General features: G+C 58.7%; 13 protein-coding genes, 1 tRNA gene and 1 pseudogene. 7 read left to right on the top strand and 8 right to left on the bottom strand.

The window, feature by feature from the left end; genetic code table 11:
• Positions 1-128: 128 nt before the first annotated feature.
• The 3 genes from CDV46_RS22295 to CDV46_RS22285 all read left to right on the top strand — a co-directional run bounded on the left by CDV46_RS22295 (position 129) and on the right by CDV46_RS22285 (position 2,736).
• Positions 129-1,304 carry a porin gene (locus CDV46_RS22295; RefSeq protein WP_064675052.1) on the top strand — a complete coding sequence of 392 codons (1,176 nt, stop codon included), beginning with the start codon at positions 129-131 and terminating at the stop codon, positions 1,302-1,304.
• 541 nt (positions 1,305-1,845) lie between these two features.
• Positions 1,846-2,058: a 30S ribosomal protein S21 gene (gene rpsU, locus CDV46_RS22290; RefSeq protein WP_010806331.1), complete on the top strand. Its 213-nt coding sequence runs from the start codon at positions 1,846-1,848 to the stop codon at positions 2,056-2,058.
• A 204-nt stretch (positions 2,059-2,262) separates the two neighbouring features.
• A complete protein-coding gene (locus CDV46_RS22285) occupies positions 2,263-2,736 on the top strand; it encodes a WbuC family cupin fold metalloprotein (RefSeq protein ID WP_087686834.1) in 474 nt (157 codons plus the stop codon).
• Positions 2,737-2,808: 72 nt separating this feature from the next.
• On the opposite strand, the gene CDV46_RS22280 is transcribed toward CDV46_RS22285, so the two are convergent.
• Positions 2,809-3,894 carry a glycosyltransferase family 9 protein gene (locus tag CDV46_RS22280; RefSeq protein WP_140413457.1) on the bottom strand — a complete coding sequence of 362 codons (1,086 nt, stop codon included), beginning with the start codon at positions 3,892-3,894 and terminating at the stop codon, positions 2,809-2,811.
• A gap of 272 nt (positions 3,895-4,166) precedes the next feature.
• Entirely contained in the window at positions 4,167-5,042 is an 876-nt protein-coding gene (locus CDV46_RS27225) for a CsgG/HfaB family protein (protein WP_170935849.1), read from the bottom strand.
• Between the two features lie 517 nt (positions 5,043-5,559).
• Between CDV46_RS27225 and CDV46_RS22270 the strand changes: the two genes are divergently transcribed.
• Positions 5,560-5,934 (top strand): hypothetical protein, encoded by a 375-nt coding sequence (locus CDV46_RS22270; protein WP_087725036.1) that lies wholly within the window; start codon positions 5,560-5,562, stop codon positions 5,932-5,934.
• Positions 5,935-5,938: 4 nt separating this feature from the next.
• On the opposite strand, the gene CDV46_RS22265 is transcribed toward CDV46_RS22270, so the two are convergent.
• Positions 5,939-6,013 (bottom strand) — tRNA-Arg (locus CDV46_RS22265).
• A gap of 169 nt (positions 6,014-6,182) precedes the next feature.
• Here CDV46_RS22265 and CDV46_RS22260 point away from each other — a divergent pair.
• Positions 6,183-6,509, top strand: coding sequence for a hypothetical protein (locus tag CDV46_RS22260; RefSeq protein WP_087725034.1), 327 nt, complete (start codon positions 6,183-6,185; stop codon positions 6,507-6,509).
• Here the strand turns inward: CDV46_RS22260 and CDV46_RS26940 are convergent.
• Positions 6,506-7,603, bottom strand: a pseudogene (locus CDV46_RS26940) (IS3 family transposase). The gene CDV46_RS22260 and the pseudogene CDV46_RS26940 overlap by 4 nt on opposite strands.
• Before the next feature lie 459 nt (positions 7,604-8,062).
• Between CDV46_RS26940 and CDV46_RS22245 the strand changes: the two are divergent.
• Positions 8,063-9,046 carry a DUF6896 domain-containing protein gene (locus tag CDV46_RS22245; RefSeq protein ID WP_087725029.1) on the top strand — a complete coding sequence of 328 codons (984 nt, stop codon included), beginning with the start codon at positions 8,063-8,065 and terminating at the stop codon, positions 9,044-9,046.
• A 74-nt stretch (positions 9,047-9,120) separates the two neighbouring features.
• Here CDV46_RS22245 and CDV46_RS22240 read toward each other — a convergent pair whose 3' ends face one another.
• The 4 genes from CDV46_RS22240 to CDV46_RS22225 form a co-directional block, all read right to left on the bottom strand.
• Complete coding sequence (locus CDV46_RS22240) at positions 9,121-10,065, bottom strand: BsuBI/PstI family type II restriction endonuclease (protein ID WP_087725027.1); 945 nt, start codon at positions 10,063-10,065, stop codon at positions 9,121-9,123.
• Positions 10,062-11,579 (bottom strand): Eco57I restriction-modification methylase domain-containing protein, encoded by a 1,518-nt coding sequence (locus CDV46_RS22235; protein WP_217896761.1) that lies wholly within the window; start codon positions 11,577-11,579, stop codon positions 10,062-10,064. Before CDV46_RS22235 ends, CDV46_RS22240 begins: the two co-directional genes overlap by 4 nt.
• A gap of 359 nt (positions 11,580-11,938) precedes the next feature.
• On the bottom strand, positions 11,939-12,502 hold the full coding sequence (locus CDV46_RS22230; RefSeq protein ID WP_087725093.1) for an HD domain-containing protein: 564 nt from the start codon (positions 12,500-12,502) through the stop codon (positions 11,939-11,941).
• 123 nt (positions 12,503-12,625) lie between these two features.
• Entirely contained in the window at positions 12,626-13,186 is a 561-nt protein-coding gene (locus CDV46_RS22225; protein WP_087725023.1) for a helix-turn-helix domain-containing protein, read from the bottom strand.
• A gap of 417 nt (positions 13,187-13,603) precedes the next feature.
• Here CDV46_RS22225 and CDV46_RS22220 point away from each other — a divergent pair, with 417 nt between their 5' ends.
• Positions 13,604-14,770 carry a porin gene (locus CDV46_RS22220; RefSeq protein WP_087725021.1) on the top strand — a complete coding sequence of 389 codons (1,167 nt, stop codon included), beginning with the start codon at positions 13,604-13,606 and terminating at the stop codon, positions 14,768-14,770.
• The last annotated feature ends 85 nt before the right edge of the window (positions 14,771-14,855 follow it).

Genomic DNA, 14,855 nt, shown 5'->3' with positions numbered 1-14,855 from the left:
TTGGTGAGTACTCCATTGCATATGCGGTTGCAGCAATCCGTGTCACGGGGCACGTGGCAGCCGACATCGTCTGGAGAGATCCGCTCAGCGGACAAGAATTCAAAAAATCACTACCAAAGAGGATAAGAATGAAGCGCATCCAACGTACCGCACTGGCCCTCGCCAGCTTCGCAGTGGCCGCACCGGCCATGGCTCAAAGCAATGTGACGCTCTACGGCGTGATCGACGCTGGCATTGGCTATGTGAATAACGTTGCCTCCGGCCTGAATGCCAAGGGCGCCCACAACATCCAGGCCGTGAGCGGTATCGGCCAAGGTAACCGTTGGGGCCTGAAGGGCTCGGAAGATCTGGGTAGCGGCCTGAAGGCCGTGTTCGTGTTGGAAAACGGCTTCGCCCTGACCAACGGCACGATGTCGCAGAACGGCCGCATGTTCGGTCGTCAGGCCTATGTCGGTCTGCAAAGCACGCAAGCCGGTACGGTCACGATCGGTCGCCAGTACGACTCCGTGGTTGACTTCGTGAGCCCGCTCACGTCGGCCAAGCAATGGGCCACGCAATACGGTGCGCACGTCGGTGATATCGACAACCTGTACAACTCGTTCCGCGTGAACAACTCGATCAAGTACACGAGCGTGAACTACAACGGGTTCTCGTTCGGCGCACTGTACGGGTTTAGCAATCAGCCGAACACCGGTAACGGCACGGGCTTCTCGAATAACAACGCATGGAGCGTGGGTGCTTCGTACGCCAACGGCCCGTTGATGGCTGCCGCCGGCTACATGCATCTGGCTGGCCCGGGCACGGCTAACGGCAACGGCGCCGTGACCAACGACTACTCGAGCGCCACCGACATCTTCTACACGAGCGCCGTCGACAAGCACGACATCGCCGCCGCAGGCGTGTCGTACCAGATCCAGGCCGCGACGATCGGCTTCGTGTACAGCTACGCGAAGATCAACTACGTCAACCAGTCGTCGATTCGCGTGAACACGTTCGAACTGAACGGCAAGTACCAGATCACGCCGAACCTGCTGGGCGGTCTGGCATTCGTCTACAGCGATGGCAGCGTGAGCGGTGCGACGGCACTGTCGGGTATCAGCAAGGGCACGAAGCCGCGCTGGTTCCAGGTCAACGCTGGCGGCGTGTACGCGTTCAGCAAGCGCACGGAATCGTACCTGACGGGCGTCTACCAACGCGCAACGGGTGATGCAGTCGTGGCAGCGATCGACAACGTGGGCGGCCCGACGGGCACCGGTGCACAGTCGCAAATCGCCGTGATCGCTGGCCTGCGTCACAAGTTCTAAGCACCCAAGGTCGAGGGCCGGTGACGGCCCCGGTCTGATACGGGAGCGTGGGTGATAGGGAAATAGTGCGGTGTCGTGCTGATTTCCCGCGTCTTACCTGCGTTTCCCGGCCCAAACGGGCTCCGCTACTGTCAGTGGAGCCCGTTTGCATCATGGGGTCCGCAAATCGTGTGCAATTCACGCGCTTTGTGTGTATAATCCCGACCTTGTCCAAAACTTGGGCATCGCGGGGGAATTGTGCTCAGTGACGAACGAAGAGCGCAGTTTCGCCATCAGTCAACCCATTCAGCCAGTCTGGAAGGCGGGATGTACGCTTCGGGGCCAGCGCCAATGCGCAGGTAGCGAGAGCGGACATTAAAAGCCAATCGGGAGATCGCCGAGGAGGTGAGTCGCGGTCCCGCCAGATGTGGTGTAGTGCAGTCCGTAGCAAGTCCGTTCGTCGCGCCTGGCAGGAGGAATCTCCGGCAGGGCGGTGAAAGGTATCTTTGCGCGGTAGTTAATATTCCGGCTTTCTGAGCCGATTCACTATACGAGTTATTGCATGACCAAGATCGTTATCAAAGACGGTGAACCCGTTGAAGTCGCACTGCGTCGTTTCCGCCGCGCCATCGATGGCACGGGCCTGATCAAGGAAGTCAAGGCACGTGCGGCTTACGAAAAGCCGACGGCTGAGCGCAAGCGCAAGAAGGCTGCTGCCGTGGCCCGTCTGCGTAAGCGTCTGCGCAGCCAGACCCTGAAGAAGAAGATGTACTAAGCATGCCTTGCGCCGTTACGGCGCATTGGTTTGCGAAGTCGAGAAAACCCGCCGCGAGGCGGGTTTTTTCATGGGCAGGCCTCGTCTGGCGGTTTGCTACACTCTGGACTTCCGCGCCTTGTCTTTCAGCGCTCTGACTTTCAGCACTCTGACTTTCAGCGCCTCGGCTCATTCCTCGGGCGCGATATTCCCCACGATTCCAATATGAAAACGTTGACCACTGAAGCGCTCGACGCGCTCACCCAGCAGGCCGAGCAGTCGCCGCGTCTGCGCATGAACCAGAATCTGCACGACGCGCTCGACGACCCCATTCAACGTCTGGCGATTGCGATGGAGCCGGCGACCTATATTCGCCCGCACCTGCACCGCCATACTTGGGAATTGCTGACGGCGTTGCGTGGCCGTTTCGTCGTGTTGACGTTCGACGAGGCCGGCGTGGTGACGGATCGCAAAGTGCTCGGTGAAGACACGCTGGTCATCGAGTCACCGATCAATGTGCATCACACGGTGCTCTCGCTCGACCCGGGCGCTGTCATCTTCGAAGCGAAGCATGGCCCGTATCGTCCGTTTGTCGAAGCCGACTATGCACGCTGGTCAGCGCCCGCAGACACGCCGGAAGCCACCGCCTTCATGGCGTGGGTAAAGACGGCGCAGGTCGGCGATCGCTGGGCGGCCTAAGCAGCGGGTGGCTTGTTTTCCGAGCGGTTTGCCCCGCACCACGTGACGGCAAACCGCTGGTGGTTTGCCTGATCAGCGGGTCCAGCCCTGAAATTCGGCGGAGAGTGAGTGCAATGCTTGCGCCGCCGCCTCGACCGCACCGCGCCAGTCGTTTCCGCCGCTCCGCGCGTTCCCCACGTTCCCTGACAATGCAGCACCGAACAGTCGCATCTGTGCGTAACCAGCGACAGCGGGCTGCGTCGACGTATCCACGTGCCAGACCGGCACGCCCAGCCCCCCGGCGAGGTGGGTGCGGGCAATATCCAGAGAAATCACGAGATCCAGATTGTCGATGAGGGCAGCCTCGTCGGCGAGGTCGTCGCAGTCGGTCCGCCAGTCGATCCAGTCGACACGTGAAGGGGGCGTCGCATCGGTGGCCGTGTGGCCGTGGCTGCCAAGCGGCACCCACGAAACGCCGGGCACCGCGAGTAGTGGAATCAGTGGCGTTAGCGCGGTCAGTCGCGCTAGTCCGGCGAGTTCCGCTGACCGGTCTGCGATGGGGGCGTTGGCGAGCGAGTGGCCACGAGACGCCATGGTCTCTGGCGGGGCGCCTGTGCCCGGACGTTGACCACCAGCGGTGATGCCCGGCCACGCAATCCCTACGCAAAGCCCGTGTTGTGCTGACGCGGCCAACCGATCGCGCCAATGACGTGCGGATGTGGCGGCGACACGCAGATGGGGCATGCCGGCATGCGCGGCGGCCGCGTGCGGGCCAAGGGTTTTGGCCAGCGCGCCAAGCGCACAGCGAAGATCCCAGTCGGAGACGTCGCGCGGCATGCGCGAGAGTACAACCACGCGATCTCCCAGCGACCATTCCACGAGTCGCCGCACGTTGGCGGGGCCAACGAATCCCACTTTGCCGAATCGTGCCGCGACGGTCTCCAGATGACGCAGTTGACCCACGATGTCGCCTTCGTGCCCGCTGCCGATCACGATCAGGTGCTGATGCAACGTGTCGCCGCCCCCAGCCCACGTCGGTAAGGGGCAATCGGGGTGCGGACTCAATGCCGCGCCGACTTGTGCCCAGGCCTGGGCGATAGCGTCGGTGGTGTCAGGGAGCGAGGTGTCGCCCGAGGCTGGCGGGCAGGGCGTAGGCGTGCGTGAAGAAGGCTTCGTCATGCGAATCCCGGCGTCGAGAATGGGCAATCCGGCGAAGAGACCGCGCCGGGCGTCCGATAGGGGCCGAGGGCGGCGACGTGCGCCTGCGCAGGGGTTGGCAGGCTCGTGAGAAATGATAGGGGAGGGGGTAGCCGGTCGCGGTGCCCGGCTTTTGCCGCTCGGCCGGTTTCGTTTGCCGGCGGGCAAAATATTTGTCGCCGGATGGCGTCATTCAAGACGTCATCCGGCGTTCAGTGCCCGCTGCCAACGCAGCGGTTAGCGGGCGGCTGAAATTACTGTGAGGCCGTCTTCTTCTTTTTCACGACTTTCTTCGGTGCGGGTGCATCGTCGTCCTGAACGGTCAGCTGACCGCCCGTGCCGAGGCCACCGGCAACGTTCTGTTGCTTGTAGTTCTTCACGGCGCGCACGACGTTGTTGTACGAGTCAGTGAATGCAGCGACGATGACCTTGCCCTCTGCCGTATTCGAATAGCCGCCCAGCGAACCGCCGGCCGAGCTGCCGATGATGCGGCCCAGCGCGCCGAAGTCCATGCTGCTGGCGCTGCCTTCTGCGGCGGCGATCTGCACGCTGGAGCGGTTGTCGATGACGGTCAGCAGCGTGCTGGCTTCCTTCGAGTTCATGCTGCCGGCGAGCGCGCCGATGGCTGCGCCGATACCGCCCGGCAGCAGGCCGGCTACGCTGGCACCGGCACCGCCGGCGTTGTTGTTGGTGAACGTGATCGACGGGCTGATCGCGTAGTCGGCGGCGACCATCTTGCCCTTGCCGAAGTTCGACTTGTTACGCAGTTCGCCCGAATCCTGAAGCGCGCGCTCGCCCATGATGGTATTCATGCCACGGCCGCGATCGACCACGACGAAGCAGTTCGACTGTTGCACCAGGAGCTTGAGCACGGGCACCGTGGAGCCCAGCTTGTATTGACCGGTCAGCACGCCGTACCACGGGGCGGTGGTGTCTTCGATGACGGCGATCGTGCCGAGCGGGCGATCGCACTTTTCGAGCTGCTGATTGGCGTTTTCCGAGTTCGCACCGCCAGCCGAGCCAGTGGCAGCCGTCTTTGCGCTGCTGCTGCCCATGTTCATGGTGGAGCAACCCGCCGTGATGCCTGCTGCGAGAAGCAGGGCGGTGACTTTTACGAGTTGGTGTGCCATTTTCCTAGTTCTTTAGAATGTTGTTCTGGAAGATGGGCAGCGTTGCCGGTGTCGATGAAGGCGTCGAGTCGGCCGAGTCGGTGTCGCTGCCGCATGCCAGGAGTCCTAAAGCGGGGGAGATCGGGATTAATAGGCGATCTACGGTAGGACTCCTACGCTGAAATGCTCCGTAAGAACATCCCGCGCCGCATGCTAGCACGTCGGAAATGGGTGGCAATCCTATCAAAAATCATGGGGATTACGAATGGATTAGGGCACGGATTCCCTGCGTATTAGGAAAGGATTAAGGGTTATCCATATATATATTAACTATCATCCGGCAACGTCAATGGCGGCGGGGGTTTGCGAGCCGTCTATGTGACGTTATTATTACGGCGATGCACATAGGGATGAGGTTGTCCGGCAAGTGCGGTTAGACGGCCATTAAGGTTGCGATGAAGTCAAAGGAGTGCGGATCAAAGCGCACCCAAGTCCTCCGGGGGTTATTGGTAAAAACTGTAATCAGGAGAGCGACGCAATGGCAGCAAGCATGAATGGCACGATCGCATTGGCGGGCATGGCAGGTGTTCTGACGATGGTTTTCGGTGCGGCGCCGGCCTATGCTGCGGGAGGTATCTGTAACGGTCGTTCGGCGATCATTACGGCGTGGCCGTGCACGGAGAATGGCAAGACGGGGACGTGTCTGCTGTGGGGCAGTGACAAGATGCGTGCAGGCGCGTGGACTGACAAGGGCGCTTACGTGCTGGAGGGCCCGGATCTGAGTGCGAAGAGCGTCAGCTATCAGGAAGCGTGCGGGACGGGGCGCTGTGCGCGCCCCGAAATGGCCGGGTGCGCCGAGCCCGTCGATGCGGGAACGCCGAAAACGCAGGCGTATCGGACGTTGACCAACTAGTCCTTGGTCCCCCCGACAGGAATCGAACCTGTATCTAGCGCTTAGGAGGCACTCGTTCTATCCATTGAACTACAGGGAGGGAATGGATTCTATCCAGTAGCGTGACGCCCTTGAGTACAAGGGCGGCGCCTTATTTGGCAAGGCTTTTCAGTCGATTGCAACACCCCTAACGTGTCACTCCGAATCACCCGGCAACCTACTGTCTCACGTCTTCGTTGCTACAATTTTGCTACAGCACGGAGACGACAATGGCATCCATTCTGCAGGTAGAAGAGCGCTGGCGCGCTCAAGTCCGACGCGAGGGCAAGAGTATAGCAAAAACGTTTCGCACAAAGGCGCAGGCGACTGCGTGGGCACGCGAAATCGAGGTTGCTATTGACGACGGCAAGAACATCGACAAAGTGTCGGTCAAGACGCTGGTGCCGGCGATCATCAACCACTACCGGAAGCTGCGGGAGGAGTCTGGTCGGCCGGTGCGGGCCAAGTCCACCGAGGAATACACGCTGAAGTATCTGTCGGAGCACTTTAGCGGGACACCTATTGAGCAGCTGCCGGTTATGTGGACACTAAGTTAAGCTTTGCGAGCTTGCTCAAATTCAACGGGGCTGACGTACCCCATCGTCGAATGTCTGCGAGTCGGATTGTAGAAGCGTCCGATGTAGAAGAACACGTCTGAGCGAGCTTCTTCCCGCGTACGATAACCTTGCGTGCATTGCGCTCGGGTTTCAGAGTGCCAAAGAAGCTTTCCATCGCCGAGTTGTCCCAGACTTCACCAGCCCGACTCATGCTGCATGTAATGTCCTGTTCAGCCAGCAGGCGCTGGAAGTGTTCGCTGGTGTATTAGCTGCCCTGGTCGGAGTGATGCAGTAGTTCTTTGGGCCGTCCTCGTCGCCAGACGGCCATCATCAATGCGTCGGCAACCAATTGCGAAGCCATGCTGCTCTGCATCGACCAGCCGACGACGCGCCGAGAATACAGATCGAGAACGACAGCGACGTATAACCAGCCTTTGGCCGTCCAAATATAGGTGAAATCGGCCACCCATTTCTGGTCAGGGCCATCCGCACGGAACTGGCGATCGAGCACGTTACCGGCGATCGCGCTGCGTGCACCGACATCCTTCGGTAGCCCACGACGTCGGGGTCGGTCCCCCAGGCCCCGGAACTGTAAGAGTCGTAACTCTGTGCTGACCGCAGCGAAAACCGAGAGCTAGCAGGTCTCGCCAGACGCGGCGAGCGCCATAGGTTCTGTCGCTGGCCATGAAGCTTTGCCGAACCTGCTCGCCAAGAACTTTGTCGTCTTGATTGCGTTGGCTGGGTGGCCGGGATAGCCACGCGTAGAAGCCACTACGCGAGACACCGAGCGCATCAAACATCAGATTCACCGGCCAGATACCTCGATGTTTCGCCATGAAGCCGAACTCCACATCGACTCCTTGGCGAAGAAGGCTGCGGCTTTTTATAGTTGGTTGCGCTCCATGCGGAGCTTCGCCACTTCCTTTCTCAACCGTTCAATCTCGGCTTGCTCTGACTTCATCACACCGTGGCCAGGAAACGCTTGGTGTGGGGGGGGCTACTGTGTTTTCTCGCACCCACATACGCAACACGTTCTCATGCACATTGAGGTCCCGAGCCGCCTGCGCAACTGACACACCGCGATCCTTGACCAGCTTTACAGCCTCGACTTTAAATTCCCTGCTGAACTGCCTTCTGCTGTTCGTTTACCACCTCCGGTTACATTGTCCACCTCAACTTGGTGTCCATGAAACCGGCAGCAGCCCAGTCGCTGGTGTTGCAGGTCATAAGGACTGGCAACATTCGAAACGTTACACGAACCTTCCGCCCGAAGACCTCGCTGAGAAAGAGAAATTGCTTCCGTTCAAGAGGAGTGGATGCGCCAATGACTAGCCTGCGTTAGCGAAGCGCGTGCCGTCCCATCTCTCTATTATCCAAGATCCGGATGTTTACAGCTCGCGTTGAAACATGTTTGGATGCCGTGTATTTTTGGAATAAATCAGATCCTTCGTGATTATTTTCTGTAATCAGAGTGGGTCGAAGCTGCAATTCTCCGTAGCCGCAACGTCTTGACGGATGATCGTGGTCGACGACGGTATGGGACTGATAGATCCATGAAAAACGAGCTAACTAACTTGATTCGTGATTACCAGTTGAGAGTCCACAAGGCACTGGTATGTATGCACCGATCTGGCATTCGCATGCCAGGTTCAATTCTGCAATGGATTGACAACGATATTCAACCAAAGGGCATGCTTGACGGTGACATTAAGTACTTGAAGCACGGCGCAGGATGCACGGTCTATCTCCCGGATGGAGAGATCGATTTTGATTTCGGGCGTTTGGGAGAGATAAACGGGTTCGACCTGTGGCGCTTGTCTCGTTTTGCTGGCGAAGAACTCTCTGCATACGGTTTTGAGAGCGTGGAGGCTCTGGAGGTGTGCTTTGATACAGCAGTCTCCGAGGGGCATTTGGTTTACGCGGGACATATCTATTACGTCGCGAATCGTCCGCGAGTACTAGCTGTCGACATCGACAGCCGGTTGCCGGGGGATAACCTACCTCCTCGCAATCTCGATATCGTGCTTGTACTGCACAGTCATTATTTCCAGGCTGCCGAAGTAATGCTCGAGAACTACGATAATTTGCAACGGAAATGGGATAAGCAAAATTCGCTGAGTCACCGAAAGTTCGTTGATCTGCGAATCTATATGTCTTCCTGGCTGGGATTTCTTGCCGTGACATGCGAAGGCTTCGAAGAGCTTGGAATGCATCTTCTCCTTCAGAATGGTCGTCCAGCAGAATTTAAGGAATTACTACCAAAGAGCGATGCCCTGGGGAAAATGATAAAGCAGCATCGACATCCGCTTAGAGAGCTCCGAAACAAGACGTTTCATCTTCGTGAGGATCCGGAGGCAATTCGACGATTCTTCGCTCCCGACGCAGAAAGACTTCCGTGGGCTCGCAAGTTGCACGACGCGTTTGATGAATTCTTCTCGGATTACCGCCTCCAATGTGAGGTCCATTACGCGCAAAACGGACGGTTAGGCGAGATACGCATAACACGGGAGCCGCCACAACGACTTTCGAGACGGTGAGATGCTCGCGCGCAAAACGGTTGGAGGTCTCCGGGAGCGGCCCTGGCGCAGTTGTTGCCAATACTCCCGAGCACTCAATTGTACGGCCCTAAAAAGCGCGATCCGTTAAAGTGGATCATGTGTGTGGGGGCGTCTGCGATCCAGACCTCCGATTCCCATGCGATCGCAGGGAGGTATTTAAGGAAAGTTTTGCGGTCTGGGAAAGCGGATACATATACCAAGCCGGCAGTGCAGGTGCTGAACAGGCGTGCCAGTTCGATTTGACGTTTGGATTCCACCGGCCCGTGACTCGTAACGGACTCAATCAGCAAGAGCCAGTTCTTGTCCCGCATGTAGATGACCACATCAGGAAGCTTGCCGTGGTTATCCAGTTCCACACCAAGGCTTGCTAGTAGGTCTTTGTCAAAAAATCCATGCTTGTCTCCCGTGTCGCCCACGTAGACCAAATCTCCACCCGGGGCATATCGAGGTCCAAAACCTTCCACGATTTCTCGGATGAGCTCGGAGTGGACGCCGGGCGACAAAGTGATCTGATAGCCTTCTTTGACCTTTACGGGCACCATCTGCATCTCACGTACTTTGGCGTACTGCTCCACTAGGCTCATACGCTCCGCTTTGTACGCGTCCAACGCGTCCCCGTATGCGTCAGTCCCGTAATGCACCAGGACGCCCATTAGATTGGGCTCAATCTGGTACACAGCCTTGGGACTATTAACGGGACGATTCGGCTTGTCGGGGTTGTAGATGCACACCCCAGCTCCAATAAACTGGTGCATAGACTGCCGACGGAACGTCTCCCGTGTGTTTGGAGCGTAAGCGGTCTCATAGTGTTCTTTGGCCCAGTCCATGATGGGCGTGATGCCGATTAGCGGCGCTTCGCAGTCAGCCCAAATCTTGGTGGGTGTCATGTTCACTAGTGCAAGTAAACATAAGGCGGTGCGCTCATTGAGTTGGGGCCTAGGCATGCCCAGATCCTCGAGAATGGCAAGCGCGTCCTGTAGCTTCTTCTCTTTGCTCATATGGTCAACAGTGCATCTAATTCTTCTTGTTTCAAACCAAGACTATAGCCTTTGGCCAGCTTACGTAGTAGTTCAAGGCTTGGGAATTTCATGTTCCGCAGGTCGGTGGCGTTAACCTGCGTGTGCCCTGAAAATACGCGGAAGTATTCGTCCAATGCGGTGGAATTGAGGAACACCACAAGCCCCTTGGCGACGTCCAAGGGGAGGCCGCCCTTTTTGATGTGCAGGACGTTCCAGTGGTTCTCGAAGCCCACCATCTCGCTCTTAGTATCCTCAGGGGTAATCAGGTAGGCCATTACACGGCGGCGTTCTTCTTTCGCTGAGAAGCGGCGAACAACGACATAGTTGCCTTCCTTCATTAGCCACTTATCGACCTCCGGACTTCGGAAGATCGCGTTTGGCTTCTTGTGTTCTTTGGGCCATTCGAAGCCGCGCGGCGTCATGTGGTGCGGGTAAATACACGGCGCCGTGCCGGGCCCAGGGTATTGGCTCCACCATTCTTTCAAGCGGAAATCTACTACGGGACCGGTGCGGACTTCTACACCCAGCTCCTTCAAGCTGTGTGTGAAGTACTTGTGGTGCGTCTCGGTACTCTCGTTGTCCTTAGGGATGCGGACAAATCGCTCCTCATCCGCGGGTTGCACGACGTCCTCAAACGGGACTGTGCGGCCGTGTAGGCCCTCAAAGCTGGCGTCGTCCGAGAATGAAAGCGACACATCGCCCTGTATGCCTCCAGCCGTGAGCTTCAGGATGACGTTCTCTTGCAACACATCGTCGTCTTTGAATGCGTGGTTACGCGACCCAAACACATGGATTGCATCGACAGAACACTTCTCAAGCATCATGTCTCGGAACGGTTTGTAGTAGGGGCCGTTGCAAAAGGACCTAGGGATGATGGCGACGATTTCGCCGTGTTGCTTCATCTGCAAGATTGAAAGCGCAAGAAAAGCTGTGTAGAGATTCGTCGTTTCCACACCTACTTGCCGACAGGCTTGTCGATGAAGGGAGTTCGTGCCGATCTTCCTGTATGGGGGGTTTAGGATGGCGTGGGTGAACCGTGTGCCTTCGCCGACCTGGATGCGGTGTACCGAATCGAAGACGAAGTCTTTCTGGTGAAGTTTGTACGGAACAGCCTGGCTATCAAGGTTCTCCTTGAGGTAGTTCGCCATCACGGGATCTATCTCCCATGCCTCACAGTGTTTGAGCTTCAAAGTGTTGCTGGCAGCAAGCGTCAACGAACCGATTCCAGCTCCCGCATCCAACAGCACGGCATTCGCTTTCCTGGTAAAAAGCCCCGACATGAATTCCGCGATCTTGAACGGCGTCATGAACTGGCCAAGAACCCCTTTTTCTTTGGGTTTCAATTTGGCGTTGGCTTCATGTCGAAGGGAATCTACAACTGCTTCATTCATAACCAGATCAGGGAGGACTCGCGCTTCAGGACGGTGCAGGCGCGAGACTTTGCTAGTGGTGATCGCTAACGTGAGCGTGCGGTAGCCCGAGGGGCCAGCCACGTAATGATACCTTCCTGCACGGAGAGCCAACTAGCCGACTTTGCGCCTGTATCGAATGACAGCATTGAGCCGGTTAGACGCGCAGGACGCGGTGGGGACAAGTACATCACGTGCACCGACCGTGGGAGAGATGCGGTGCTCCGCAGCGTCTGTAGCACCGCCGAGTAATGCTGCTATAGATTTGCTATAGCCCAGCATAAATTCCTTTCGAATCAGCGTCTTGCGTTCTAATTCTATTCGCTGAACTACACGGAGGGCGCGAGGACTGCCGATACGTTGATCGTAGGTCTCGCGAGCGCAAGAGTATATCAAAAAGCTATTTCCGGGCGGGGGCGACATGTAACGGCCCGGGATTCCGCCTAGGCGAGGCGCGCCCTTGTCGCCTCGTCGATCTGTTCGCGCACGGCACGCAGCAGCGGTATCGCATCCGTGTACTGCCGGCCGTAAGACAGATTGAATGCGTAATCGAAGTCCGGCGGGTTAAGACCTTGTGTGTGTTGCAGCAGGGTTTCGAGCTTGTCGAGGGCTTTCACCGCACGAGCCTCGGGCGTCGCCGCCTGCACGTACTCCTCCCACCAGCCGACGATTTGCGCACGCATGGCCGCATCGAGCGGTTCGCATATCGCCATCAGGTCGCGTCGCTCGACGTCGTCCTTGCTGCCACCCGCCAGTTGCTCCGGCGCAGGCACATCGCCACCCAACGCCTCGCCCAGATCGTGCACCAGGCATAACGCCAGCACCTTCGTGCTGTCGACGTCACCCAATTGATCCATGAACAGCATCGCCATCAGACTGAGCCGCCAACTGTGCTCGGCGGTGCTTTCCTGACGTCCGGACGACGTGTAACCACTTCTGAGCACGTCTTTCAGTCGCTCGCATGTGCGCAGGAAATTCAACCTGCCTTCGATCTGTTCGTGCGTCATGTGCGTCATGTGAGTCGTCTCCTGTGCCTGTCGATGCCGTTTCAACGCGTCAGCATAGATCCGGGTCCTCGCCGACGCTACGCATAAATTATGCGTAGCAGACGCCGCCAGTATTCACCGCGATCACAGCGTCTCGACCAGCCGCGCGACGGTGCCGTCGGAAAGTGTAAGGCGTGTCCACCGGCAGCGGCTGGCCCGGATCGGCACCTCCACCGAGACGTTGCTGCCCGTATCGAACTCGATCGACGACGCACGCTGCTCATACCATCCCGCGTCACGCAGTGAGGCTTCGCGCGCTACGATCGCCTCCGTGGCGAAGGGCCACAACGACACCCCCATCAATACCGGCAACGGCTGCGAAAACTCCGCCGCACGTGAAGCGGAACACGCGAGCAGACGATGCGTGTGATCGCACACGAGATGGACGGCGCGCGAGTCAAACGTTACCAGTCGTTGCAACGCATAATCACCCCCCGAGTCGAGCCGTGCCGCGAACAGCGCTTCGATACGCGCGAGCGCATCGCCCGTGATCGGCAACGTACCCGCTTCCCATCGCGACACCGTCGATTGCGAAACGCCGAGCCACTCGGCCGCATGCGCCTGCTTGATCCGGCGCAGTACGCGCCACCGCCGCAGCGTCGCGCCGGGCGTTGCCAGCGTAGGCGTACCCACGCGATTTTCCATGGTGTGTCTCCTGCAACACTGAACTCGGGAATTTCCCGATAGAACAACTGTGCGCGTCATTTGTTCCATTGACGCTACAAATTGGCGCTCCTAGAGTCGGGGCCATGATGACTCGACCCAACCTGCTCATGAAAACGTCCGCCCTCAAGCGTGCGACGTATCGCGTTCTGCGCGAGTAAGCCGCTGCCTCTCGACGCACGCCTCACATCGCGATAGCCCATCTCGCCAATCGCGTCTTTGCGTGAGCGCGCGTTCCCCACACCGCCCCTTGCCGATCGACGTGCGCTGTCCGCGCGCGGCGCGGCGTCGTGCGCCCTGACGTTTGCCTGCCGCCCGGCGATTGCTGCTTGCGGCGACGGCTGACGCCCGGCGTCGTGGGGCACTGTTTTCTTCAACAAAAGAAAGACGCCAAGCCTCATGACGCATATCACTCGCAAAACGCTGCCGCTCGCCAGCGCCGCACTCCTTCTCGCGACAACGGCAGTACCCGCCTTCGCCCAATCGAGCGTCACGCTCTACGGCGTGATCGAAGCCGCCATCGTGTCACAAAATCACGCCAGCCCAACAGGCGGCCGTGTGGTCTCGGTCAATCAGGCAGGCGAGGGCTTTCTCTCGGCCAGCCGCTTTGGCCTGCAAGGTATCGAAGACCTCGGTGGCGGGACGAAAGCACGCTTCGTGCTCGAAAACGGCTTCAATTCGCAAGCGGGCACGTTCGATCAACAGGGGCAATTGTTTGGCCGGCAGGCGTTCGTCGCCTTGCAGGGTGTGTGGGGCGAAGTCGCGCTGGGACGTCAGTACACCGGCGCGGTCGTCGCGATCTCGATGGTCGATCCGATCTTTATCGGCGCACCGCCCACGAACTCGTGGCTCGTGTATCTCACCGGTCAGCGCTTCAATAACGCACTCACGTGGACGAAGAAGTTCGGTCCGTTCGGCATGAACCTGCAATACGCGCTCGGCGGCATCGCCGGCCAAGCCTCGGCGCGCTCATCGGCATCGGGCGGCCTGTCTTGGGAGCAGGACGGCAACGTCTTCACCGGCCAGTTGCAGCAAACGCACGATTCGCAAAGCCGCTCGGCGAAAACGTGGTCGCTCGGCGCGAAGGTCAGTTACGGCCAGTGGAAATTCCATGCTGACTACCTGCAAAGCCAGCGCGATCCGGGCTTCGATGTGACCAACGGCGGCCTCGACTACGCGTCGATTACCAACATGAGCACTGCCGCCACGCCGACCACGGTCGCCGCCATCGGCTCGGTGTTTTCCGCCGCGCGTCGCGATCAGTTCTTCACGCTCGGGACGAGCTATCTGCTCAACCCGTCATGGCAGTTCATCGTGGCCTACATGCAGGACAACACGAGCGCCGTGAACTTCAGCGGCAAACGGCAGACGGTCTATGGCGTCGTCGACTACTTCTTCTCGAAGCGCACTGATGTGTATTTTGCCGCGGCCTATGAACGGGTCGACGGCGGCTGGTCCGGACTCTTCGGCACGACAACCACCAATTGGACCGGTGGCAACGGCGTGAAGCTCAATGGTTACGACAACCAGATGAGCTACTACGTGGGTCTGCGCCATCGCTTCTGATGACCGATGAAACGCAAGCGGCGCAGCATCGAAAAATGCTGCGCCGCATGATGCAATCCCTTGCTGTGCCTGCGTTTGCAGCGCG

Source organism: Pandoraea sp. PE-S2T-3, assembly GCF_002179965.1.
Lineage (GTDB): Bacteria > Pseudomonadota > Gammaproteobacteria > Burkholderiales > Burkholderiaceae > Pandoraea.
Note: the sequence above shows the minus strand (reverse complement) of the source record. Positions and strands in the feature narration are given on the sequence as shown.

Excerpts from the sequence above, each read along its gene's own strand:
- CDV46_RS22295 (WP_064675052.1), top strand. The coding sequence starts at position 129 with ATGAAGCGCATCCAACGTACCGCACTGGCCCTCGCCAGCTTCGCAGTG.
- rpsU (WP_010806331.1), top strand. The coding sequence starts at position 1,846 with ATGACCAAGATCGTTATCAAAGACGGTGAACCCGTTGAAGTCGCACTG.
- CDV46_RS22285 (WP_087686834.1), top strand. The coding sequence starts at position 2,263 with ATGAAAACGTTGACCACTGAAGCGCTCGACGCGCTCACCCAGCAGGCC.
- CDV46_RS22280 (WP_140413457.1), bottom strand. The coding sequence starts at position 3,894 with ATGACGAAGCCTTCTTCACGCACGCCTACGCCCTGCCCGCCAGCCTCG.
- CDV46_RS27225 (WP_170935849.1), bottom strand. The coding sequence starts at position 5,042 with ATGGCACACCAACTCGTAAAAGTCACCGCCCTGCTTCTCGCAGCAGGC.
- CDV46_RS22270 (WP_087725036.1), top strand. The coding sequence starts at position 5,560 with ATGGCAGCAAGCATGAATGGCACGATCGCATTGGCGGGCATGGCAGGT.
- CDV46_RS22260 (WP_087725034.1), top strand. The coding sequence starts at position 6,183 with ATGGCATCCATTCTGCAGGTAGAAGAGCGCTGGCGCGCTCAAGTCCGA.
- CDV46_RS22245 (WP_087725029.1), top strand. The coding sequence starts at position 8,063 with ATGAAAAACGAGCTAACTAACTTGATTCGTGATTACCAGTTGAGAGTC.
- CDV46_RS22240 (WP_087725027.1), bottom strand. The coding sequence starts at position 10,065 with ATGAGCAAAGAGAAGAAGCTACAGGACGCGCTTGCCATTCTCGAGGAT.
- CDV46_RS22230 (WP_087725093.1), bottom strand. The coding sequence starts at position 12,502 with ATGACGCACGAACAGATCGAAGGCAGGTTGAATTTCCTGCGCACATGC.
- CDV46_RS22225 (WP_087725023.1), bottom strand. The coding sequence starts at position 13,186 with ATGGAAAATCGCGTGGGTACGCCTACGCTGGCAACGCCCGGCGCGACG.
- CDV46_RS22220 (WP_087725021.1), top strand. The coding sequence starts at position 13,604 with ATGACGCATATCACTCGCAAAACGCTGCCGCTCGCCAGCGCCGCACTC.